Origin of the sequence: Micromonospora sp. NPDC048868 (assembly GCF_043198195.1) — a bacterium.
Lineage (GTDB): Bacteria > Actinomycetota > Actinomycetes > Mycobacteriales > Micromonosporaceae > Micromonospora > Micromonospora reichwaldensis.
Genome location: NZ_JBICUN010000028.1, coordinates 50479 through 72732, shown reverse-complemented (window position 1 = coordinate 72732; position 22254 = coordinate 50479). Strand labels below are relative to the sequence as shown.

At 72.6% G+C, this 22254-nt stretch carries 19 protein-coding genes; 14 read left to right on the top strand and 5 right to left on the bottom strand.

The features are described from left to right. Positions 1–916: 916 nt before the first annotated feature. Together ACGFNF_RS28985 and ACGFNF_RS28980 are read right to left on the bottom strand one after the other, a co-directional pair. Positions 917–1180, bottom strand: coding sequence for an SCO4848 family membrane protein (locus ACGFNF_RS28985; RefSeq protein WP_357578465.1), 264 nt, complete (start codon positions 1178–1180; stop codon positions 917–919). A 381-nt stretch (positions 1181–1561) separates the two neighbouring features. Next, complete coding sequence (locus tag ACGFNF_RS28980; protein ID WP_393172002.1) at positions 1562–2029, bottom strand: hypothetical protein; 468 nt, start codon at positions 2027–2029, stop codon at positions 1562–1564. A 288-nt stretch (positions 2030–2317) separates the two neighbouring features. On the opposite strand from ACGFNF_RS28980, the gene ACGFNF_RS28975 reads away from it, so the two are divergent. The 12 genes from ACGFNF_RS28975 (at position 2318) to fxsT (ending at position 16191) form a co-directional block, all read left to right on the top strand. Beyond that, positions 2318–2767 (top strand): PRC-barrel domain-containing protein, encoded by a 450-nt coding sequence (locus ACGFNF_RS28975; protein ID WP_357578463.1) that lies wholly within the window; start codon positions 2318–2320, stop codon positions 2765–2767. A 32-nt stretch (positions 2768–2799) separates the two neighbouring features. Beyond that, entirely contained in the window at positions 2800–2976 is a 177-nt protein-coding gene (locus ACGFNF_RS28970) for a hypothetical protein (RefSeq protein ID WP_357578462.1), read from the top strand. Between the two features lie 87 nt (positions 2977–3063). Further along, positions 3064–4122, top strand: a complete 1059-nt coding sequence (gene trpS / locus ACGFNF_RS28965) for a tryptophan--tRNA ligase (RefSeq protein WP_393172000.1) — start codon at positions 3064–3066, stop codon at positions 4120–4122. Positions 4123–4400: 278 nt separating this feature from the next. Further along, positions 4401–4928, top strand: coding sequence for a DUF6244 family protein (locus ACGFNF_RS28960; RefSeq protein WP_151454823.1), 528 nt, complete (start codon positions 4401–4403; stop codon positions 4926–4928). A gap of 173 nt (positions 4929–5101) precedes the next feature. Then, on the top strand, positions 5102–5524 hold the full coding sequence (locus ACGFNF_RS28955) for a hypothetical protein (protein ID WP_393172017.1): 423 nt from the start codon (positions 5102–5104) through the stop codon (positions 5522–5524). 14 nt (positions 5525–5538) lie between these two features. Further along, positions 5539–5988 (top strand): SitI3 family protein, encoded by a 450-nt coding sequence (locus ACGFNF_RS28950; protein ID WP_357578458.1) that lies wholly within the window; start codon positions 5539–5541, stop codon positions 5986–5988. Positions 5989–6053: 65 nt separating this feature from the next. Further along, positions 6054–6956, top strand: a complete 903-nt coding sequence (locus ACGFNF_RS28945; RefSeq protein ID WP_357578457.1) for a DUF4231 domain-containing protein — start codon at positions 6054–6056, stop codon at positions 6954–6956. Positions 6957–7217: 261 nt separating this feature from the next. Then, entirely contained in the window at positions 7218–9536 is a 2319-nt protein-coding gene (locus ACGFNF_RS28940) for an FxsB family cyclophane-forming radical SAM/SPASM peptide maturase (protein WP_393172015.1), read from the top strand. Further along, complete coding sequence (locus ACGFNF_RS28935) at positions 9527–10330, top strand: aminoglycoside N(3)-acetyltransferase (RefSeq protein WP_393171997.1); 804 nt, start codon at positions 9527–9529, stop codon at positions 10328–10330. Before ACGFNF_RS28940 ends, ACGFNF_RS28935 begins: the two co-directional genes overlap by 10 nt. 77 nt (positions 10331–10407) lie before the next feature. Continuing rightward, entirely contained in the window at positions 10408–11085 is a 678-nt protein-coding gene (locus ACGFNF_RS28930; RefSeq protein ID WP_393171995.1) for a TIR-like protein FxsC, read from the top strand. Then, entirely contained in the window at positions 11072–12283 is a 1212-nt protein-coding gene (locus ACGFNF_RS28925) for a TIR-like protein FxsC (protein WP_393171993.1), read from the top strand. Before ACGFNF_RS28930 ends, ACGFNF_RS28925 begins: the two co-directional genes overlap by 14 nt. Further along, a complete protein-coding gene (gene fxsT / locus ACGFNF_RS28920; RefSeq protein ID WP_393171991.1) occupies positions 12280–16191 on the top strand; it encodes an FxSxx-COOH system tetratricopeptide repeat protein in 3912 nt (1303 codons plus the stop codon). Before ACGFNF_RS28925 ends, fxsT begins: the two co-directional genes overlap by 4 nt. Here fxsT and ACGFNF_RS28915 read toward each other — a convergent pair. Both ACGFNF_RS28915 and ACGFNF_RS28910 read right to left on the bottom strand, forming a co-directional pair. Next, positions 16185–17135, bottom strand: coding sequence for an alpha/beta fold hydrolase (locus ACGFNF_RS28915; RefSeq protein ID WP_357578452.1), 951 nt, complete (start codon positions 17133–17135; stop codon positions 16185–16187). The genes fxsT and ACGFNF_RS28915 overlap by 7 nt on opposite strands. Before the next feature lie 231 nt (positions 17136–17366). After that, the gene (locus ACGFNF_RS28910; RefSeq protein ID WP_357578451.1) at positions 17367–18134 is read right to left on the bottom strand and encodes an RNA pseudouridine synthase; all 768 of its coding nucleotides are present in this window, start codon (positions 18132–18134) and stop codon (positions 17367–17369) included. A 558-nt stretch (positions 18135–18692) separates the two neighbouring features. On the opposite strand from ACGFNF_RS28910, the gene ACGFNF_RS28905 reads away from it, so the two are divergent. Further along, entirely contained in the window at positions 18693–19343 is a 651-nt protein-coding gene (locus ACGFNF_RS28905) for a DUF2306 domain-containing protein (protein ID WP_393171988.1), read from the top strand. Here the strand turns inward: ACGFNF_RS28905 and ACGFNF_RS28900 are convergent. Beyond that, positions 19315–19812, bottom strand: a complete 498-nt coding sequence (locus ACGFNF_RS28900; RefSeq protein ID WP_393171986.1) for a pyridoxamine 5'-phosphate oxidase family protein — start codon at positions 19810–19812, stop codon at positions 19315–19317. The genes ACGFNF_RS28905 and ACGFNF_RS28900 overlap by 29 nt on opposite strands. 198 nt (positions 19813–20010) lie before the next feature. On the opposite strand from ACGFNF_RS28900, the gene ACGFNF_RS28895 reads away from it, so the two are divergent. Beyond that, complete coding sequence (locus ACGFNF_RS28895; protein ID WP_393171984.1) at positions 20011–21879, top strand: ABC transporter ATP-binding protein; 1869 nt, start codon at positions 20011–20013, stop codon at positions 21877–21879. Positions 21880–22254 lie beyond the last annotated feature (375 nt).

Here is a 22254-nt window from a genome sequence, read left to right as displayed (position 1 = left end):
GGCTTATCAAGCACCCTGTTGAGTTCTCAAAGAACAACCACACACCGCCCAGAAACCCCACACCGTGGAGCACCCGACCCGGGGCATTTCGTTCATCGTGTCCGCCGCTCTCGCGCCGGGCACTTTTACTACGTTACCTCACCGTCTTCGCCGTGTCAAACCGTTTGTCCCGGTCTGTCGTGCTTCGTACGGGTTGGCTCCGACGAGCGCACGCAGCAGCGAACCGCCGCGTTGATCATCGGATTTGGCAGACCGGCCGCTCTGCGGTTTCCCGCGAGCTCGCCCGGTTCCCTGCCGGCCGTGAACCTTACCCGGTCGGCTCCGCTGCGCCAAATCCGCCTCGCGGCAGATCCGGTGAGCCCCGCCCGGGGCCGCGTCGTCCAGGATTCGATCCCGTCCGACCCGGGCCAGTTCGATTCGGCGCTCAGGACTTTCGCCCTGTTTGCCCCGTTCCGCGCTGGCAGAGAGAAAGTTACGCGTCTGCGGGTTTGAACGTCAAATCCGGGGGTAGCGTCCCCGGTCACATCATTTCCCGCTCGCTATATCGCCTGCTCAGCACCGGTGGACGCTTGGCCCGCCGCAACCAGGGCACCTTGCCGCGCTTCGCCCTCCAGCCAAGGCACCACCGTCACGGGCAGCGCCGCCGCCTTCCGAAGCCCCCACCCGCCTCAGTCACGCTCATCTGCACGTACCTGCCGCAGGGATGCCGGCGGAGGTGTCAGCGCGCCAGAAACCGCAGGCATCCCCCACGACCCTTGAGCGGCCTGGGGCAGTGGATGTGGCGCGGCGTGCCGCGGAACTCTGGTGTGCGGTGGAGCAGCCCGGTGGCAGTGGACCTCGGGGGCCCGGTGGAGCAGCTCGGCAGTAGTGGACCTCGGGTGCACTAGGGAGCAGCCCGGTGACGGTGGAGCGTCCGTCACGGTGCCTGACGGTCGGTGCGCCGGCCGGCCGCCCGCCAGGCTCGGACGCCAAGCACACCGACGGTGGTGCCGATAATCAGTGACGCCGCGATCAGCAGGGCGTGGATCCAGAGGAAGCCGGTGGCCGGGAACTCCCCGACCCTGCCGGTGGACCAGGCCCGCGGGTCCTTCCAGATGGCGACGGCGAACCTCGGCCAGATCACCCAGGTCCAGATTCCGACCCCGGTGAGGAAGAGCGCCCAGCCACGCGACAGCACCATGGCTGCCGAGTATGCCAGCGCGACCTGGCGGGCCAACGATCGAGACGCAGGTCAGGGAACCTGCCGCCGCTGAGGACCTGCCGCCGCCGGCGCCGCCGTGTCGTGCGCTCAAGCCGGGAGCGCGGCGAGCGGGGTGCAGCGCTTCCGTACGCCGTGCGGCTTGACGGGCAGCGCCTCGGCGGCCCGGAGCTGGTGCGAGCCACAGCCGAACTGGCGAACCGTCCCTCGGCCGAATCCCCGTGCACGTGGCTCTCCCAGAAGTCGAAGAGAGAACGGTGAGCAGTAGGCGATTCCTTGTGCCATTCCGAAACGGCGGCGGGCGATTCGGACGGGTCCCCGGAAATGGGAGGCCCGCATGACGCGGGCCTCCCGAAGATGCCGTCAGAAGCAGGTGCCGATGCCGCCGATCGCGGGGTTCGCCCGGTCATGGTAATGGATCGTGCCGCTCGGGTCGGCCATGAAGCCACCCCAGATGATGCAACCGCCTCTGACGTACGCCCGGGCGGGCCCGGCCGCCCAGAGCTTGTCGCCGTCGTCGGTCTGGGTGGGCAGGTACTGGGCGGCGAGGTAGACCTGGGTGCGGCTCAGCGTCCCCACGTAGGCGGACTTGACGGTGACCGTGCAGCCGTAGCCGACCATCGGGTTGTGCAGCAGGTACACGGTGCCGAGCCGGACGCCGGTCTCCGCATGCCGGATCGGGTCCTGGTCCAGGACCGTGTATCCGAGCCCGCAGAGCGACTGCGGCGTGACCGGGTTGACGACGGCCGCCTGCGCGGCGGCGGCGGCCCCGGCGACGAGCCCGAGCGCGACGGCGAGCACGACCCCGAGCCGACGAATGGTGCGGTACATCCGCGTCCCCCTTTTTTTCCTCTGCGACAGATGCGTCACCAGAATGGGCGGCCGGGTTGACCGAACGAATGTGTCGACTGGACACTCCGCATCCCCGGCCGATGTGCGCGGCCCATTTCCCGTCGCCGCCACCTGCGGCACAGCCGTGTCATTCATCGATGGTCGGCGAATATGACGTACTTCGCACCGAGAAATTTCAGTGAACCGAAAATTGCCGTGTTGTTTCCCGGAGGCGCAGGCGGGGCACTGACTTCCGGGACCGGCGCAGACCGTCATCGGAGGTGACCCGTGCAGCCGTCGACGTTCAATCCCTGGACCTGGCGCGACCCGTCCGCCCTCGCCGGCGGGTACTCCGGAGCCAACCCCGACTCCGCCCCGCCGGACGGGCCGGAGCCCGGCGGCGACGGACCCGACGCCCCCGGCCCCGGCACCCCGCTCGACCTGGTCGGCTACCGGGTGGAGGCCACCGACGGGCGGATCGGCTCGGTCGACGAGGCCAGCGACGACACCGACGCCCGCTGGCTGGTGGTGGACACCGGACCGTGGATCTTCGGCCGCAAGGTCCTGCTGCCGGCCGGCACGGTGACACGGGTGGACCACCTGGACCGCACGGTGCACGTGGACCGCACCCGCGAGCAGGTCAAGGAGTCACCGGCCTTCGACCCGGACGCCTACGGCGAGCCCGGCTACCGGGACCGGATCGGCGACTACTACCGGGACAGCTACCGGCAGGGCTGAGCGGGCAGCGCCGGACCCGCTACCGTGGGGGCATGGTCCGGCCGATCAGCTACGCGCCGGAGGCCGTCGACCTGGTCGACGGCCTCCCGCTCGGTGTCGTGACCACCTCTCCGACCCGCTCCGACGACGGCCGCGAGCGGATGATCGACGTACTTCGTGCCGGTGGACTGCGGTTCCGCGACGGCGCGCGATGGCGTTCGGCTCACTGAGCCGACCCTGACCGACCCGGGATGACATCCCTGGTCGACGCGCGCCCGCGCACACACTCGTCCACCAGGCACGAAAGGCGTACCACCATGTCCGTTGCACGGATGCTCACCGGGGACCGTCCCACCGGGCGGCTGCACCTCGGCCACTACGTCGGCAGCATCGCCAACCGGGTGCGGCTGCACCAGCGCTTCGAGAGCTTCTTCATCATCGCCGACCTGCACATGCTCACCACGCGGAACACCCGCGAGGACATCGAGCGGGTCGCGGGCAACGCCCGGGAGATGGTCACCGACATCCTGGCCGCCGGCGTCGACCCGCGGCGTGCCACCTTCTACCTCCAGTCGGCCATCCCGGAGGTCGGCGACCTGAACACCCTCTTCCAGAACCTGGTCACGGTGCCCCGGCTGGAACGCGTGCCCTCGCTCAAGGACATGGCCCGCGACGCCGGCAAGGAGGAGATGCCCTACGGCCTGCTCGGATACCCGGTGCTCCAGGCCGCCGACATCCTCTGCGTGAAGGGGCAGGTCGTCCCGGTCGGCAAGGACAACGCGGCGCACGTGGAGGTGACGCGGGAGATCGCCCGGCGCTTCAACCACCTCTACGGGGAGGTGTTCCCCGTGCCGGAGACGATCGCGTCGGAGACGCCCACCCTGGTCGGCACGGACGGCCGGGCGAAGATGAGCAAGAGCCTGGGCAACGCGATCGCGCTCTCCGCCGATCCGGCGACGGTGCGCCGGGCGGTGATGGGCATGTACACCGACCCGAACCGGGTCCGCGCCGACGTGCCCGGCACCGTCGAGGGGAACCCGGTCTTCGCGTACCACGACGTCTTCAACCCCGATCGGGCGCAGGTCGACGACCTCAAGGAGCGCTACCGGGCCGGTCGGGTCGGCGACGTGGAGGTGAAGGAGAAGCTGGCGGTCGCGCTAGACCGGTTCCTGGACCCGATCCGGGAGCGCCGGGCCCGGATCGAGGCCGAGCCCGGGCTGGTCGATCAGTTGATCTTCGAGGGCACGGAACGGACCCGCCACGAGGTGCGGCAGACACTCGTCGAGGTCCGCCGGGCGATGGGGCTGACCAGCGCGTACACGCAGGTGCGCCGCCGGGCCGAGCGGCACCGCAAGGCCACGGCCACGCCGGCCTGAGCAGTCGTACGACCGGCGACCGGCCCGGGACGGGGAATGAGCTCCGGCACCGGGCCGGTTCGTGCGGAGCGGTCGCGGAGCGGGCGCTGCGCGAGGCGGACCGGGTCGTCGAGGCGCAGGCGTCGACGGAGTGGGGACCGCTGCACCGGGCCGACTGATCCGCCCCGCGACCAGGTCGGCCTCCCCCACCGCCCCCGAGGTCTGGCGGCCCGGGGCCCCGGGTCGCTAGGTTTCAGCTTCGGGTATCTCACTGTCGTCGATCGGGGGAAGTCGGCCGCGTGTCGCACATCGAGAAGATCACCGGGGAACTGCGCGCCTTGACGACCGGCGTCGACAGGGCGCAGGCGCTGGCGTCCGCCGCCGACAACCAGGCGCAGGAGGTTGCCCTGCGCGCCGCCGGCGCCGGCTTCGCCGCCGTGGCGGCGGGCGTGATCCGGGTACGCGACGGCATCTCGGCCGTCCGGGGCAGCCTGGGCAGCCTCGCGACCACCATCGGCGAAGCCACGAAGGCCACCGCGGCCGTCCCGCAGGAGGCCAGCCCGCACGAGACGATCACCGGCCTGGCACCGGTGCACAACGCGTGCGACGGCATCCGCGACACCGCCGCCGCCACCATCGCGCAGGTCCGCGAGACACGACAACTCGTCACCACCGTCCTGCACGGCGGCCAACCGGGCCCTCTCGTGCAGTCCCTGGAGAGCATCACGCAGGTCCTGAGCCTGGTCGCCCAACGCACCGCCAGCGCCCGGCAGGCGGTCGAGACGGCGATCGCCGAGGCCCGACAGCTGGGGTCGGCGGGAAACTGACCGGGGCTGGCGGCAGCACACCGTCCAGCCCTACCTCGACCACCGACGCCGGCACCGCCGGCCGCCACCCTGGGCACGAGGATCCCATCCACGACCCGGCCCACGACTCCGCGCCGTGGACCAGAACCGCCACCGGCACTGCCGGCGGCACACCGACCGGACCACGCACCCGAATCCCGGCCAATGAGAGACCGGCCGAACGCCGCAGCCTGGAACTGGAGAACGACGCCGCCGACACGGTCGCCAGCAGTGGCTATCGGGTGCACCAGAACCCCACGAAACAGGAGATCGCGACGGCCAAGCTGAATGCCGGCGACGTCGTCGACGAAAAGAGGTCGCCGGATTACCTGATCGAAGGGCTTGTCTTCGATTGCTACGCTCCCACTTCCTCCGCGGCACCACGCTCCATCTCAAGTGCAGTGAGCAGGAAGGTCGGGCGGCGGCAGAGCCAACGGGTAGTACTGAACCTCCAGGACTGGCGGGGAGATCCCGCCGCCCTGCAAAAGCAGTTCGACGACTGGCCGGTACCGGGGCTGAAGGAGTTGGTGGCCGTCACACGGAACGGCCAGATCGTCCAGATCGTCCGGCGGGACTGAGGAAGGTCGAACGCATGTCCATCACCTATCGACTGACGCTCGCGGGCGACGTCCCGCTGGACCGGATGGCGTCGCTGGTCGCCCCCGAGGCGGCCGAGACCACGACGCACTCCGGCACCCGGATGCTCAGCGCCGACCTGAACGAGGAGTGCGGCTACGCCGTCAGCATCGTCGCCGGCAGCCGGGGCTACTACGGGGCCGAGGACGACGGCGGCGTCCCGTGGGAGTGGGAACCGGCAACCTACGTCGACATCGACTTCCACATGCGGAAGGACACGCTGGGGGAGAAGGGCAGGCCGCACATGCTGCGGACCGTGGGCCGGGTGCTGGCCGACCGGCCCGAGGACGCGGCGCTGGTGCTCAACGACAACTGGTTGCTGCTGACCCGGTTCGACGGCGTGATCCGCCGGCACAACGAGGCCGACTGGTACGACGAGGCGTACGACAGCTTCCTGCCCCGCTGACCCGCGGATCGCGACGGCCGTTTCGGGTCCCCCTGGCGCCGGCGCGGCCGTCCTACCATCGGATCGTGGCGAACTTCGATGTCCCGGCAGCGGTCGCGACGATCTGGCAGCGGCAGGCTGCCTGGTCACGGGCGTCCGGCGAGGCCAAGCGTGCGATCACCCGTGCGCGATTGACCATCGCCGCGCTCACCGTGGGGGCCGCCGTGTGCGGCACCCTCGCCAACCAGCTCGGGCACGCCCACCCCGGTGTGGGGCGGGCGCTCGCGATCGTCGCGGCGGCGGCGCTGCTCGTGGTGCCGCTGGCGGCCCGGTGGTCCTCCCGGGAGGCGGTGCACGCGTGGACCCGGCTCCGTTCGGTCTCCGAGGCGCTGAAGGCGGACACCTACCGCTACCTCGCCGGGGTCGCCCCGTTCGGCGGCGCGGACCGGGACGCCGTCCTGCTCGGCCGCTTCGACGCGCTCATGGACGACGCCGGCGACCTGGTCGGCCGCACCCTGGACGCGCCGCCGGCCGACCGTCCGCTGCCAGCCGTCTCGGACGTGGCCACGTACGTGACGGAGCGGTTGCAGCGACAGGTCGACGGCTACTACCTGCCGGCGGCCCGCCGGATGGCCCGCGCCGCGCGGCGGGTCCGGTACGCGGCGACGGGGCTCACGATCGCCGCCGCCCTGGTCTCCGCGACGGTCGGGGTGCTCGGCGACAACCTCGGCCTCACCGCCTGGATCGGTGTCGCGGCGGCCGTGACCACGGCGCTGGTCGGCTACGGCTCAGCCCAGCAGTACGAGCACCACCAGATCGAGTACGCCCGCACCGCCGACCAGCTGACCCGGCTGCGCACGGCCCGCGAGGCCGGGCTGGGCTGGGCCGACGACGACGCGTTCGTCGCCGAGGCGGAGCGCATCGTGTCGCTGTCCAACGAGGGCTGGATGGCGAAGATGATCGAGCAGGATGGCGCTGCGCAGCCGTGACATCACAGGTTGTGCCATATAGCATCGTCGATAGTCGTCGTTGACCGTCGTCGTGGGCGGTCGTCCGTCCACTCCCGACTCCAAATGGGGGAACCGACGTGGATCGCACCGCACGCCAGCCCGATCCGACCGCGCCGCCACTGGACGACCTCCGGCGTACCCCGCTCGGCCGGATCTCCCTCGACCGGGCCCGGTCCGTCACGCGCGTGGCCGGCCGGAGGGAGGATCGCCCGGCGCGTGTCGACGTCGCAGCGTTCAGCTCTGCGATCTGAGCCGGACGGGCAGCCGACCGGGCACGTCGCCCCGCTGACGCAGTACGTGCTGAAGCTGGTCAGCCGCTGCGACCTCGCCTGCGACCACTGCTACGTCTACGAGCACCCCGACCAGTCCTGGCGGCGCCAGCCCCGGGTGATGGCTCCCGCCACGGTGACGGCCGTCGCGGAGCGGATCGCGGAGCACGCGGCGGCGCACCGGCTCGGCGTCGTACGGGTGGTCCTGCACGGCGGTGAGCCCCTGCTCGCCGGTGCCGCCCGGCTCGACTCCACCGCCGCCACCCTGCGGCGCGTCATCGGCCCGGTGGCCCGGCTCGACCTGCGGATGCAGACCAACGGGGTGCTGCTCACCCCGGCGACCTGCGACGTGCTGGTCGCCCACGACGTGAAGGTGGGGATCTCGCTCGACGGCGACCGGGCCGCCAACGACCGGCACCGCCGCCACGCCAACGGGTCGAGCAGCCACCGCCAGGTGCTGCGGGCGCTGTCGCTGCTGCGCAGCCCCGCGTACCGCAGCAGCTACGCGGGCATCCTCTGCACCGTCGACCTCGTCAACGACCCGATCCGGGTGTACGAGGCGCTGCTGGCCGAGGAGCCGCCGCACGTCGACTTCCTGCTGCCGCACGCCAACTGGGACAACCCGCCCGCCCGGCCCGGCGGCCTCGCCACCCCGTACGCCGACTGGCTGCTGGCCGTCCACCGGCGCTGGCTGGCCGACGGGCGTCCGGTGCCGATCCGCCTGCTGGAGTCCCTGCTCTCCACCGCGTCCGGGCACGGCAGCCGCAGCGAGGCGGTCGGGCTCGGCCCGGCCGACCTGGTCGTCGTCGAGACCGACGGCACCTTCGAGCAGGTCGACTCGCTCAAGTCCGCCTTCGACGGCGCCGCGGCCACCGGCCTGGACGTCTTCCGCCACCGGGTGGACGACGCCGCGGCCCACCCGGCGATCGCCGTACGGCAGACCGGTCTCGACGGTCTCTGCGCGACCTGCCGCGCGTGCCCGGTGGTCGGGCACTGCGGCGGCGGGCTCTACGCCCACCGGTACCGCGCCGGAGACGGCTTCGACAACCCGTCCGTCTACTGCCCCGACCTGCTGAAACTCGTCCGGGTGGTGACGGCGGCGCCGGTCGCCGACGAACCCGCCCGGCCCACCGACTCGCTCCACCCGCGCGTCCTCGACGACCTGGCGACCGGCGCGGGCACGGCGGGCTCGGCCGCGCAGCTCGCCGCCGTCCACCTGGCGCTGGTGCGCGCCCTGCTGGTCGCGCTCAGCGAGCGGGCCGCGGGCGACCCGGTGGCGGCCGACGGGTGGCGGCTGCTGGTCCACCTGGACGACGCGCACCCCGACGCCGTCCGCGCCGTGCTGGCCCACCCCTTCGTGCGCCGCTGGGCCCGGCGCTGCCGGGACGGGACGGCCGAGTTGTCCTACCTGGCCTGCGTGGCGGCGGCCGCCGCCGTCCGCGCCAGGGTCCGGGCCGACCTGCCCGTCCCGGTACGCGACGGGGTGGTCAGCCTGCCGACGCTCGGCGCGCTCGCGGTCGGTGCCGAGCGGGGCGTCGTCAGGCTCGTCGTCGACGACGGCGACGTCCGGCTCGCCGACCGGCGGATCGCCGTCCTCCCGGGCCACGACGGCGACCCGGCCCGGGAGGACGGACCGGACGGCTGGCTGCCGCTGCGTGCCGTCCGGCTCGGCGGTGACCGGCTGCTGTTGGAGGACACCGATCCGCACCGGGACGGCTACGACCTGCCGGTCGAGCCGCGGCTGTCCGGCGCCGCCGCGCTGGGGTGGACGCGGCGGTTGGAGGGGGCGGTGCGGCGGATCGACGCCGAGGCCACCAGCTACACGGCGGGCGTACGCACCCTGCTGCGGGCCGTCGTGCCGCTGCGCGCGGAGCCGACCGGCCGGTTCCGCAGCGCCGCCGCCGGCGCCGCCTTCGGCGCGGTGGCCGTCACGGCCGTACCCGACGACGCCACCCTCGCCGTGCTGCTGGTGCACGAGGTGCAGCACCTCAAGCTCAGCGCGGTGCTGGACGTCTGCGACCTGTTCGACCGCGACGACACCCGGACGCTGCGCGTGCCGTGGCGGGACGACCCACGCCCGGTGGAGGGCGTGCTGCACGGTGTCTACGCCCATCTGGCGGTCGCCGACGTGTGGCGCCACCGCCCCGGGCCGGCCGCCGGGGGCCACTTCCGCCGCTACCGGGACTGGACCGACGGGGCCGTCGACGCCCTGCTCGACCTGGGCGTCCTGACCGCCGCCGGCGAGCGGTTCGTCGGGGGGATGCGCGCCACGGTGGACACATGGCCGTGACCGCCGGTCCGCTCCGGCGGGCCACGCTGACGGCGGACCTGCGCGCGCTGGGACTGCGGCCGGGGTCCACCGTGCTGGTGCACTGCGCCCTGTCCCGCGTCGGCCGGGTGGCGGGCGGCCCCGCCACGCTGCTGGCCGCCCTGCGGGACGTGCTGGGCGGGTCGGGCACGGTGGTCGTACCGGCGCAGACAGCCGGCAACTCCACCACCTCGCGGGCGTTCCGGGCGGCGACCGCCGGCATGGGCGCCGCCGGGATCGCGGCGGCGGAGGCGGCCATCGTGCCGTTCGACCCGGAGCACAGCCCCGCCGAGGGCATGGGGATCTTCGCCGAGCACGTACGCCGGCAGCCGGGGGCGTGCCGGAGCCGCCACCCGCAGACCTCCTTCGCCGCCCTCGGCCCCGACGCGGCCCGGCTGACCGCCGTCCACGACCTCGACTGCCACCTCGGCGAACGCTCACCCCTCGGCGCGCTCCACGCCGCCGGCGCCGTGGTGCTGCTGCTCGGCGTCGACTGGTCGGTCTGCACGGCGTTCCACCTGGCCGAGTACCGGCTGCGCCGGCCGCCGGCCGACCGGGCGTACCGGTGCTACGTGCGCGACGCCGCCGGGCGGCGGGTCCGGCACGACTTCCAGGCCCCGGACCTGCACGACTCCGACTTCCCGCTGATCGGCCGGGCCCTGACGGACGCCGAGCCGGTGCGTACCGGGCGGGTCGGCGGCGCCGACGCCCGGCTCGTGGGTCTCCGGGTGGCCGTCGACTTCGCCCGGGGGTGGATGGATGAGCACCGGCGGTGACGAGCAGGGCAGCGGAGCGTTGGCCACGGTCGATACTGTGGACGGTCGGGAGTCGCCGCACCGGTCGGGAGCCTCAGTTGACAGAGGGCACGTTCTGGGAGGACGAGAGCGCCCCCGTGTTCTTTCTCAGCTACGCTCACAAGAAGAACCAGGTCGCGGCGCCCCGGGACACCAACCAGAAGGTCTTCCAGCTCTTCGTCGACCTCTCCGACCATGTCGTCGAGCTGCTCGGCCTCGGCCCGGGGCGCACGGCCGGATTCATGGACCGGATGCTCGACGGCGGGCAGGTATGGACCGACGACCTGGCCTTCGCCGCCGGGCACTGCCAGGTCTTCATCCCGTTGATCTCCACTCACTACCTCAACAGCGACTGGTGTGCCCGCGAGTGGGACGCGTTCACCCGCCGGCCGATACTGACCCGGCCGGGTGCCGAGCCGTCGGCGGGGGAGACGCCGGTCATCCCGGTCAACTGGTCCCTGGTGGAGCGTCGCCGGCTGCCGGCGGCCGTGTCGCGGAGGCAGATGTTCACCCCCACCCGGCTGCCCCCGGAGATCGCTCCGCAATACCACGAAGAGGGCATCTACGGTCTACTGAGCCTCGGCGACACCGGCAAGGCCGCCTACGACGCGGTGGTCTGGCGGCTGGCGCAGCGGGTCGCCCGGGCCTATCGGACGCACTGGGTGCAGGCACAGGTCCCCACCGACGTGCGGCAGTTGCGCACCACGTTCGAGGAGGGCGGACATGACGTGGTCTGACCCCGTTCCGCCCCGGGGCGCATCCCGCCGGGAGACCTACTTCTTCCTGAGCTACGCCCACTCGGTGCCGCTGTCGGCCGGTGTCCGGCCGGACACCGACTACTGGGTCAACCGGTTCTTCAACGACCTGGCCACCGCCGTCCGGCACGCTGCCACGAGGAGCGGCGACCTCGACGCCGGCTTCTTCGACGGCCAGGTCAACCCGGGAGCCGACCTCAGACAGACGCTCACCGACGCGCTCAGCCTCGCGCACGTCTTCGTGCCGCTGCACTCACCGAACTACTTCCGCAACGCGTGGGCGCTGGGCGAACGCGAGTCGTTCCGCAGCCGACTCACCCGGCTCACCCCGGCGCAGGCCGAACGGCACCTGGTGCCGGTGCTGTGGCTGCCGCTGCCGTCCTGGGGCGAGCGGCCGGAGACGACCCGGGCCCTCGACCTGGTTCCGGACGCCGGCGACCGGGCCGACTACGCCGAGAACGGCCTGCGCGCCCTCTGCAAGCTCAGCGCCTACCACGACCTCTACCGGCGGGTCCTCGAGGCGCTGGCGAAGCAGATCGTCACGGTGACCGAGACGCAGCCGCTGGCCCGGTCCCGGGCGACGGCGCTGTCCAGCCACCCGGTGCCTGACAGCGTCGGCCCGGCGCTGGTGGTCACCACCCTCACCGACCACGCACGGTGGCGGCCCTACGCGGGGCAGCACGAGCTGGCCGTGGCCGACCACGTCGCCGCGACCGCCGAGCGGCTCGGCCTGCCCACCCGGGTCGTCGACCTGGCGGCGGCCCGGGCCCTGGCGCCGCGGAGCCCCACCGTCGTGCTGGTGGACGCCGCGACCGGTGCCGCCGCCATCCGTTCGGCGCTGGACGACCTGCCCCGCTGGGTCGTCCCGCTGGTCATCGCCGCCGGTCACGAGCGTGGCGCGACGGCACCCGAGTCGGTTTCCGAAGCGTTGCAGGCCGCCGGGTTCCCCCGGGTCATGCCGGTACGCGCGATCGACGAGTTCGAGCGCTGCACCCCGCTGCTGGTGACCGAGGCCCGCAAGCAGTTCCTCCGGTACGGTCCGGTCGACCCGCCGGACGGCCCGGTCACCCCGAGACCGAGCCTGCGCCCGGCGCGGCCCTTCGACGGGCCGCCCGGGTCCGGCGCGAGCCTGCCGCCGGTGCGGCCGTTCGACACGACGCGAGGGAAGGACGAGCGATGACGCCATCGCGCGAAGGGCAGGTCATCACCTTCTACTCCTACAAGGGCGGTACGGGCCGCACGATGGCGCTGGCCAACACCGCCTGGATCCTCGCCGCGAACGGTCAGCGGGTGCTCGTCGCCGACTGGGACCTGGAGTCTCCCGGCCTGCACCGGTTCTACGCCCCGTTCCTCGACCCGGAGCAGGTCGCCACCACCGGCGGCGTCATGGACCTGATCCTCGACTACGAGTGGGAGAACGCCCGCCGGCGCGAGGAGACCGGCGCCGACCCCCGGCCCGGCGACTGGCACCGGGAGTACGCGCGCGTCCACCGGTACGCGTTCTCGGTGAGCTGGGAGTTCCCCGGCGGCGGCAGCCTCGACCTGCTCCTGGCCGGCCGGCACAATCCCGACTACGCGACCAGCGTGACCGGCCTGAACTGGGACAACTTCTACAACCGGCTCGGCGGCGCGCAGTTCTTCGACGCGCTGCGCGAGGACATGAAGCGGCACTACGACTACGCCCTGATCGACAGCCGCACCGGGATCAGCGACGTCGCCGAGATCTGCACCATCCACCTGCCCGACGTGCTGGTCGACTGCTTCACCCTCAGCGACCAGGGCATCGACGGCGCCGCGGCGGTGGCCGCCCGCGTCCGCGACTACGAGGGGCGTCGGGCGCGGCGGGTGCTGCCCGTGCCGATGCGGGTCGACGACGGGGAGAAGGGCAAGCGGGACGCCGGGCGGTCGCTGGCCATGCAGAAGTTCGCCGGCCTGCCGGGCGGCATGACCGACAGCGAGCGGCAGGCCTACTGGCTCACCGTCGAGGTGCCCTACCGCGCGTACTACGCCTACGAGGAGACGCTGGCGACCTTCGGCGACGAGCCGGGCGGGCGCACCACCCTGCTGTCCGCGTACGAGACGTTGACCAGCCACATCACCAACGGCAGGATCACCGGCCTGCCCCGGATGGACGACCAGCTGCGCCGCCGGACGGTGCAGCGCTTCGAACGCAAGCCGACGGTCGTGGACGAGCTGATCCTGCTGCGGCACGTGCCCGAGGACCAGGTGTGGGCGGAGTGGGCGCAGGCCGTGCTGAACTCCGCGGACCTACGGGTGGTCACCGCTGCCCTGGACGGGCCGGCACCCGAGCAGACGGGCTCGGCCTTCCGCGAGGTCCGGCTGCTCTCCCGCGCCTACCTGGCGGCCTGGCGTGCCCGCTCCGGCACCGCTGGCGACCGGGCCGCGCCGAGCTGGCTGGCCGTGCACGTCGACGACACCCCGCCCGTGCCGGACGTCCCGGTCGGCAGTTGGACGGCCGTGCACGACCTCACCGCCGAGGACGCGGCGACCCACCTGCTGAAGCTGGTGGGACGCACGGTGGGCGCGGCCGGCCTGCGCCCGGCCCGCTTCCCCGGGGTGCGCGCGACGGTCTTCAACGCGCCGGCCCGCAACGCCCGCTTCACCGGGCGCGAGGACCTGCTGCGCCGGCTCCGTGAGGAGCTGAGGGCGTCGGGCGGCAGCGGCACCCCGGTCGCCCTGCGGGGCGGTCCCGGTCTCGGCAAGACGCAGCTCGCCATCGAGTACGCCCACCGGTTCCGGGGCGCGTACGACATCATCTGGTGGGTCGCCGCCGACCCGCCGCAGTTCGTCGACGTGCTCATGACGGAGCTCAGCGACGAGCTGGGCCTGCCGAGCCAGGCGACGATCCCGGAGACCAACCGCGCCCTGCGGCAACGGCTGGGTCAGACCGAGCGCCGCCCCGACGGCAGCCCGCCGCCGCACTGGCTGCTGATCTTCGACAACGCCGACCAGTACGAGGACGTCCGGCCCTACCTGCCGCAGGGCAACGGACACGTGCTGGTCACCACCCGCAACCCGGACTGGGGTGACCTGGCGCGGGCGGTGGACGTCGACGAGTTCGCGCGGGCGGAGAGCGTGGCGCACCTGCGCGCCCGCCTCGGCGAGCACCTGATGAGCGTCGCCGAGGCCGAGCGGGTCGCCGACGCCGTGGAGAACGTGCCGATCTTCGTCGCGACGGTCGGGGCGTGGTTGGCCGACACCCGCACACCGGTCGAGGACTACCTGGCCGGGCTGCGCCGCACCGGCCTGGAGACGGAGGTCTGGGACCTCCCGCTCCAGCGGCTGAGGGAGGGTTCCCCGGGGGCGTACCGGCTCCTCCAACTCGCGTCGGTGCTCGCCCCGGAGATCTCCCTCGACCTGCTCTACAGCGACCGGGTGGCGCGGGTCATCGCCCCGCACGACCCGGTCGTCGCCGCGCGGGTCGCCGACCGGGTCTCCGAGCGTGACATCGCGGCGACGCTGGTGCAGCGGATGAACAAGCTCGCGCTCATCAAGCTGGACCCGCACGCCCACCGCGTGCAGGTGCACCGGCTGTTGCAGACCGCGCTGCGCGCCCGGATGACCGACGACGAGTTGGTCACGGCCAAGCACGAGGTGCACCAGATCCTCGCCGGGTCGCGACCGCCGGGTGAGGTGGAGGACCCGGCGAACCGGCAACGGTTCCGGATGCTCTGGCCGCACCTCGACGGCTCCGACGCGATCTCCTGCCGGGACGACGACGTCCGGCAACTGGTCATCGACCGGGTCCGCTACATCTACGTCAGCGGCGGGTACGAGCAGGGCGAGCGGTACGCGCGGGAGACCGAGGCCGTGTGGTCGGCGCTGCTGGCGGAGTTGCCGCCGGACGGGACGGAGCACCGCAAGCTGCGCGTCCAACTGCTGCACCTCCGGTTCAACTGGGCGAACGTGCTGCGCAGCCTCGGGCGGTTCGACGAGGCCCTCCGGCTGGACGAGGACACCCTGCACCAGCAGGAGGAGCTGATCGGCGACAGCCACCCGCACACGCTGATGACCGCCGGTGGTTACGGGGCGGACCTGCGCACCCTGGGCCGCTACCGGGAGGCCCTGGAGCGCAGCTCGCGGACGTACGCCGCTTCGGTCGAGGTCTTCGGCGAGGATCACCGGCGGACCCTGACCGCGGCGAACAACCTGGCCGTGTCGTACCGGCTGATGGGCATGTTCGACCGGGCGCTCGAGGGTGACCAGGCGACCAACCGGCGACAGCGGGTCGTTCTCGGGCCGGAGCACCCGAACACCCTGGTGTCGGCCAACAACCTCGCCCGCGACCTGCGGGAGACCGGCGACTACGAGGGTTCCGTGGCGCTGCTACGGGAGGTGGTGACCGGCTACCGGAACCTCTTCGGCGAGCAGTCCCGTGACCTGCTCACCGCGCAGGCCAACCTCGCCGTGTCGTTGCGCAGCACCGGGGAGATCGCCGAGGCGGCCCAGTTGCTCGACGAGACCTACCAGCGGCTGCTGGCCACCCTCGGGCCGACCAGCCCGGACACCCTGTTCAGCCGGCTCAGCCGCACGGCCAACCTGATGTTGCAGGGGCAGAACGCGCAGGCCCTGGCGGAGCTGGTCGAGGTGGAGCAGCAGTTCGTCCAGGCGTTCGGCGCCGACCACCCGTACTCGCTGGTCTGCCGGGTCAACCTGGGCGTGGCCCAGTGGGACGCCGGCGACACGGGCACCAGCCTGTCGATCACCGAGGCGGCCGCGGCGGCGATGCTCGCCGCACTCGGCGACCGGCACCCGTTCACCATGGCGGCGGCCAACAACCTCGCGGTCTTCACCATCCTCACCGGGGAGCCGGAGCGGGGACGCGACCGGCTGCTGGCCGTGGTGGAGCAGCTCGCGGAGGTGCTCGGGCCCGAGCACCCCGACACGTTGCGGGCCCGGGGCAACCTGGAGACCGTCAACCAGGCGTTGTCCGGCGGCCGGGTGAGCATCGGGCGGATGCGGATCGCCGACCGGCTCGCCAACCGGGTCGGGCAGCACCACCCCAGTGTCGTGGTGCTCCGCGACGGGCGGTACGTGCGGCGGGTGCTCGACCCGCACCCCTACTGACCGGGCCGCGCGCCGATCAGCAGGTCGGCGCTCAGCGCGGGGTCGGGGTCGACGAGCCAGCGCAGGATGCGCGGCAGCTCCTCGACCGCGTCGAAGTGCGCCGCCCCGGGCCGGACCTCCATCTCGGCGCCGGGTATCTGCGCGGCCAGCCAGCGGCCGTGGCTGACCGGGGCGAAGTTGTCGTCGGCGCCGTGCCACAGCCGGACCGGCGTCGCCGCGGTGTCGATCGCCCGCAGGTCGAAGGCCCAGGGGCGGCGGAACGCCAGCACGTCGTCGATCCACCCGTACGGCCCGGAGCGGAGCGCCTCCGCGTAGGTGTCGGTGATGAGCCGGCGCAGCGCCGGATCGTTGACCGCCCGCCGGTCCGCCGCGCTCATCTCCGTCCTCAGGTCCGCGAGGAGCAGCCGTGGGTCCGCGGCGGCCCGCTCGGCACGCTGGCGGATCTCCTCCACCACGGCGGCGGTGTCGGGGCTGCCGGCGCCGAACCCGCGCACGTTGCCGGTGTTCATGCCGCCGACCCAGTCCAACTCGATGGCGTTCCACGGGGCGAGACTGACCAGCACCGCCACCCGGGTCACCCTGCCGCGCAGGCGGGCATCGGCCGCGCAGGCGAGGGCGTGCGGGCCGCCGCCGGAGCGTCCGACGACCGCGAACTCCCGCACGCCCAGGTGGTCGGCGATCGCCTCGACGTCGCGGGCGGCGTCGGCGACGTCGCGGTTCTCCCGTCGGTCGGAGTCGCCGTAGCCGGGCCGGTCGTAGGCGATCAGCCGGACACCCATGCGGTAGAGGACGATGCCGCGAGGCTTCGGGCCACGGCGGCTGCCGGGCGTGCCGTGGAGCAGGAAGACGGGGAAGCCGTCGGGCGCGCCGGTCACCTCGTACGCCACGCGTCTGCTGTCCTCGCGTTCGGCGAAGTCGGCCCCTGGCTCGCCGTCTCGGGTCACTCCGTCCTGCCCTTCGGTGCCGCAACCAGCCAATACTCGCAACCCGGCATCGAGTAGAGACGATGTCGGACGGCTCCACTCAACAATCGAGCCTAATGGTCGGGCCCGCTGCGCCGCTATGCCGAGCGGGAACAAGGGGCCGGATCTGTCGGAAACGACACCTACGGTCTGCCGCCGCTGGAACTTCCGGCGGCCGCTTCCACCGGGCACGCGGTGGCGGGGGTCGGACGGTCAGGCGGTCAGCGCGTCGAGGGCGTCGTCGAGCCGGGGCTTCCGGCCGTCGGCGAAGACGTCGAGGAACTCCTCGCCGGGCGCGGCCCAGAACCGGGTGCGCGGCTCGTCGCGCCAGTCGCAGGTGATCTCGCAGCCCCACGAGTGCAGGTACGTCCGTTGGTCCGCCAGCCCGCGGTGGAACAGCGGGTCGCCGACGATCGGGAAGCCGAGCCACGCCAGGTGGACGCGGATCTGGTGACGCCGGCCGGTGACCGGCTTGAGCACCAGCAGCGTACGGTCGCCGCTGACCAACGCGGTGGCGAAGTCGGTACGGGACTCGTAGGAGGGCTTGGACCGGTCGACGGCCGACTCCGGCAGCGCGAAGCGGCGGCGGTCGGCGTCGTAGCGGATGGCGTCGCGCTCGCCCGCGATCCGGATGGTGCCCTTGCGGCCCGGCCGCAGCGGCAGGTCGATGGTGCCGGTCTCGGGCAGCCGCGCCCCCTCGACCCAGGCCAGATAGCGCTTGTCGGCGCCCCGGTTGGCGAACTGCCGGGTCAGCGAGGCGTGCGCCGACGGCGTCCTGGCGAGCAGCAGCAGCCCCGAGGTGACCTTGTCGATGCGGTGCACCCAGTGCACCGGCTCCCCGGCGGCGGCGGCCAGGTCGGTCAGGGACTCGGCGTGCCGCTCGCCCATCACGGAGATGCCCGGCGGCTTGTCGAGCACGAGCAGGTGGTCGTCCTCGTGGATGGGATCGCGCCGAAGTTCCGACCAACTGAAGGTGGTCATCATCGCCTCGGCTCTCGACTGTGCTGAGCTGCTCGGTGTCGCCGACGGCCGGCCCCGGGACATCGGTGACGCGCGGAGCGGGGTCGAGCCGGGCCAGGTGGGCCGGCACGGCGAAGGATACCAACCCGGCGACCGCCCGCCCCGACGTCGAGCGACGTCGCCCCCGGGGGCGTCGCGCCCGCGCCCCGGGACCGTCGCGCCGGCACCTCGGCCCGTGCGGACGACCGACCACGAGCCGCGTGCCGGCGCACCGTGGGATCACCACATCCGGGTCGACCACACCATCTCCGTACGTCGCCGCACGGAGCGGGCCAATGGCGAGGCCAGCATTCTGAAAGAAATATGACGGGTTGTCGGACTCTACCGTGAAAACGGCACATGGGGGGTCGAGGCAGACCTGCGCGGAGAGCGCGGTCCGGACCTGGGAGGAATCCAACCGTGACCCAGTACGTGGAGGAGGCCGGCAGCCCGACGCAGCAGGCCGAACAGTCCCGACCGCCGGCGCGCAGGGCAGGTGCCCGGCGATCGTCCGTGTCATGGTGGAGACGACCGTGGATCGTGCCACTGGTCGCGCTGAACGGGGCCTTCCTGCTGTTCGTCCTGCCGCCGTACCTCGGTCTCGACCCGAGCCAGTCACGGGTGGTGCTGAACGACGGCTTCGCGTCGCACTACGCCGTCCTGGTGGTGCACATCCTCTTCGGCACCATCGCGCTTGTGACGTTGTCCCTCCAGGCCTGGCCGTGGCTGCGCCTGCGGTACCCGAGGGTGCACCGGCTCAGCGGGCGGCTGTACGTCTTCGCCGGCGCCATCCCGTCCGCGCTGCTCGCGCTCGTCCTCATGCCGTTCGCCGCGGCGCCGAACGGGCTGCTCGGCAGCGCGCTGGCCTCCGTGGGATGGATCGCCACGACCGTGCTCGGGTTCCGCGCGGCCCGTCAGCGCCGCTACGCCGAGCACCGGAAGTGGATGGTCTACAGCTTCGCCTTCGCCCTGCAGACCATGTGGGGACGGGTGATCTTCCTGTTCAGCGCGCTGACCGGGCTGTCCATGAACCCGATCGTCGCCGCCGAGGCGGGCGGGTGGCTCAGCGTGCTGGTGAACCTCGCCATCGCCTACTGGTGGCTGCGCCGCACCCCCCGCCCGGCCCGCCTCGGCGCTCAGCTGACACCCCCGGCCGGCGCGCTCAGTCGAACCGCCACCGGGTCGCGCTGAAGCCGGAACCCTTGTCCATGCCGATGACCTTGGCCGGGGTCACCTCGTAGACGAGGTACGGCGACGGACCGATCCCGTCGCCGTCGATCCCACCGTCGACCGGGGTCACCTCCCAGCCGTACTTCTCCCCGTACGCCTCGGCGACGCGCTTGAGCGTCGCCGAGTCGCTGACCCGGGATGCCGTGCCCTCGATCGAGAGGTCCAGCTCCGAACCGGCGACGGTGAGGACGCAGTGCGGGTTGGTGGCCAGGTTGTCGACCTTGTGGGCGGCCTCGCTGGAGCAGAAGTACATGTTCTGGTCGAGCCACATGGCCAGCAGCGGCACGGCGTGCGGCCGGCCGTCCGGCCGGACCGTGCACAGGAAGAACTCTCCCGCCTCCGTCAGCCGCTCACGCGCCTGCGACCAGGGCATCGGCTTGGAGTCTTCGCTGGCAAAGGACGGTTCCGCGACCGGCTCACGGTTCACCATGGGTTCCCCTTCGAACGACGACATCGTGACTGAAGCAGCACGGAGAGTATCTCAGTGTGGCGGCGTCCGCGAGCGGACGGATACCGCCGCCACGGAGTGTCGGAGGGACGCGCCCCTCCGACCGCCCCCGCGCTCCCGCATTCCACCGGGGACGAATTCGCTTGACCTCAACCGCGCTGCAGGTCCTAGGTTCGCGGCATGAGCATGGAAGTCACCGCGTGGATGTCCCTGCACCACGCGATGCATCAGCGTGACCAGCGGCCCTTCTCGAAGGCGACCCTGAGGCGGATCGGCGGCTTCGCCCGCCCGCACCGCCGCCTGCTCGCGTGGTTCCTGGCGGGCAGCGTCGTGGCCGCGGTGCTGACCGTCGCCGCACCGGTGCTGGCCGGGCGGGTGGTCGACGCGATCGTCTCCGGCACCGACACGGCGACGGTGGTGCGGCTGGCCGTGGCGATCGCCCTGATCGCGCTCGCCGAGGCCGGGCTGGGGCTGCTCACCCGCTACCAGTCGGCACGGATCGGCGAGGGCCTGATCCTCGACCTGCGGACCGCCGTCTTCGACCACGTGCAGCGGATGCCCGTCGCGTTCTTCACCCGGACCCGCACCGGCGCCCTGGTCTCGCGCCTCAACAACGACGTGATCGGGGCGCAGCAGGCGTTCAGCGACACGCTCTCGGGCGTGGTCGGCAACGCCGTGACGCTGCTGCTGACGCTCGCGGTGATGCTGACCTTCTCCTGGCAGATCACCCTGCTGGCGCTGGTGCTGCTGCCGATCTTCGTGCTGCCCGCGCGGCGGATGGGCCGGAAGCTCGCCCGGCTCGAACGGGAGGCGGCCGACCTGAACGCGGCGATGAGCACCCGGATGACCGAGAAGTTCTCGGCGCCCGGCGCCACCCTGGTGAAGCTCTACGGGCGGCCGGCGGAGGAGTCCGCCGAGTTCGCCGCCCGCGCGCGGCGCGTGCGCGACATCGGCGTGCGTACCGCCATGTTGCAGACCGTCTTCATCACGGCCCTCACGGTGGTCGGTTCCCTCGCGCTGGCCCTGGTGTACGGCCTGGGCGGCGTGTACGCCATCGGCGGGCAGCTCGACGCCGGCGCGGTCGTCGCGCTCGCCCTGCTGCTGTCGCGCCTGTACGCGCCACTGACCTCGCTCGCCAGCGCGCGGGTGGAGATCATGAGCGCGCTGGTCAGCTTCGAGCGGGTCTTCGAGATCCTGGACCTCAAGCCGATGATCGAGGACAAGCCGGACGCCCGGCCGTTGCCCGACGGGCCGGTGGCGGTGGAGTTCGACGACGTCCGCTTCGGGTACCCGTCGGCGGAGAAGGTCTCCCTGGCCTCGCTGGAGGACGTGGCGAAGCTCGACACCCGCGGCGGCGAGGAGGTGCTGCACGGGATCTCGTTCCGCGCCGAGCCCGGACAGATGGTCGCCCTGGTCGGCTCGTCGGGCGCGGGCAAGTCCACAATCGCGCAACTGCTGCCGCGCCTGTACGACGTGGAGGACGGCGCCGTCCGGCTCGCCGGGCGCGACGTCCGCGACCTGACCGGCGACTCGGTCCGGGACGCCCTCGGGGTGGTCACCCAGGACGGTCACCTGCTGCACGACACGATCCGCGCCAACCTGCTCTACGCCCGACCGGACGCCAACGAGGACGACCTGTGGGACGTGCTGCGTCGCGCGCGGCTGGCCGACCTGATCCGCTCGTTGCCGGACGGCCTGGAGACGGTCGTGGGCGAGCGGGGGTACCGCCTCTCCGGCGGCGAACGTCAACGGCTCACCATCGCCCGGCTGCTGCTCTCCCGCCCGCGCGTGGTGATCCTCGACGAGGCCACCGCACACCTCGACTCGACGTCCGAGGCAGCGGTGCAGGCGGCGCTGGGTGAGGCGTTGACCGGGCGGACCAGCGTGGTCATCGCGCACCGGCTCTCCACGATCCGCTCCGCCGACCAGATCCTGGTGCTCGAACAGGGCCGGATCGTGGAACGCGGCCGGCACCCCGACCTGCTGGCCCGGGGCGGCCGGTACGCCGAGCTGTACCGCACCCAGTTCGATCAACCGGTGCCGGCCTGACGTGTCCACCCTGGTCGCACGACCCCCTGGTCGCGCGACCGGCACGCGCCCGGGTCTGGGTGTGCCGTCACCGGGCGGGGGGTGAGGCCGCCGCACCTTCCGCGTCGGGCCGCTCAGCGCCGGTCGCGCGACCGGCGGGTCGCCAGGATCCCGCCGACGATCGCCGCCACCGCCGGCAGGAGGCAGCAGATCGTCAGGACGAACACGTGCCACGGCTTGACAGCTCCCATGACCGCCAGGATAGGTAGCGCGCACCAGTGTCGTCACCAGCGGTCACGCACCCTGGCGCCCCTGGGTCCGGGCACGAGCGCGGCGCGTGCCGGGGCGATGAGCGAGCGAGCGGACGGGCCGCCGGGGTGCGTGTCGCGCCCCGAC

Coding starts and splice junctions, on each gene's coding strand:
- ACGFNF_RS28985 (WP_357578465.1), bottom strand. CDS start 1,180: ATGGTGCTGTCGCGTGGCTGGGCGCTCTTCCTCACCGGGGTCGGAATC.
- ACGFNF_RS28980 (WP_393172002.1), bottom strand. CDS start 2,029: ATGTACCGCACCATTCGTCGGCTCGGGGTCGTGCTCGCCGTCGCGCTC.
- ACGFNF_RS28970 (WP_357578462.1), top strand. CDS start 2,800: ATGGTCCGGCCGATCAGCTACGCGCCGGAGGCCGTCGACCTGGTCGAC.
- trpS (WP_393172000.1), top strand. CDS start 3,064: ATGTCCGTTGCACGGATGCTCACCGGGGACCGTCCCACCGGGCGGCTG.
- ACGFNF_RS28950 (WP_357578458.1), top strand. CDS start 5,539: ATGTCCATCACCTATCGACTGACGCTCGCGGGCGACGTCCCGCTGGAC.
- ACGFNF_RS28935 (WP_393171997.1), top strand. CDS start 9,527: ATGGCCGTGACCGCCGGTCCGCTCCGGCGGGCCACGCTGACGGCGGAC.
- ACGFNF_RS28925 (WP_393171993.1), top strand. CDS start 11,072: ATGACGTGGTCTGACCCCGTTCCGCCCCGGGGCGCATCCCGCCGGGAG.
- fxsT (WP_393171991.1), top strand. CDS start 12,280: ATGACGCCATCGCGCGAAGGGCAGGTCATCACCTTCTACTCCTACAAG.
- ACGFNF_RS28910 (WP_357578451.1), bottom strand. CDS start 18,134: ATGACCACCTTCAGTTGGTCGGAACTTCGGCGCGATCCCATCCACGAG.
- ACGFNF_RS28900 (WP_393171986.1), bottom strand. CDS start 19,812: ATGGTGAACCGTGAGCCGGTCGCGGAACCGTCCTTTGCCAGCGAAGAC.
- ACGFNF_RS28895 (WP_393171984.1), top strand. CDS start 20,011: ATGAGCATGGAAGTCACCGCGTGGATGTCCCTGCACCACGCGATGCAT.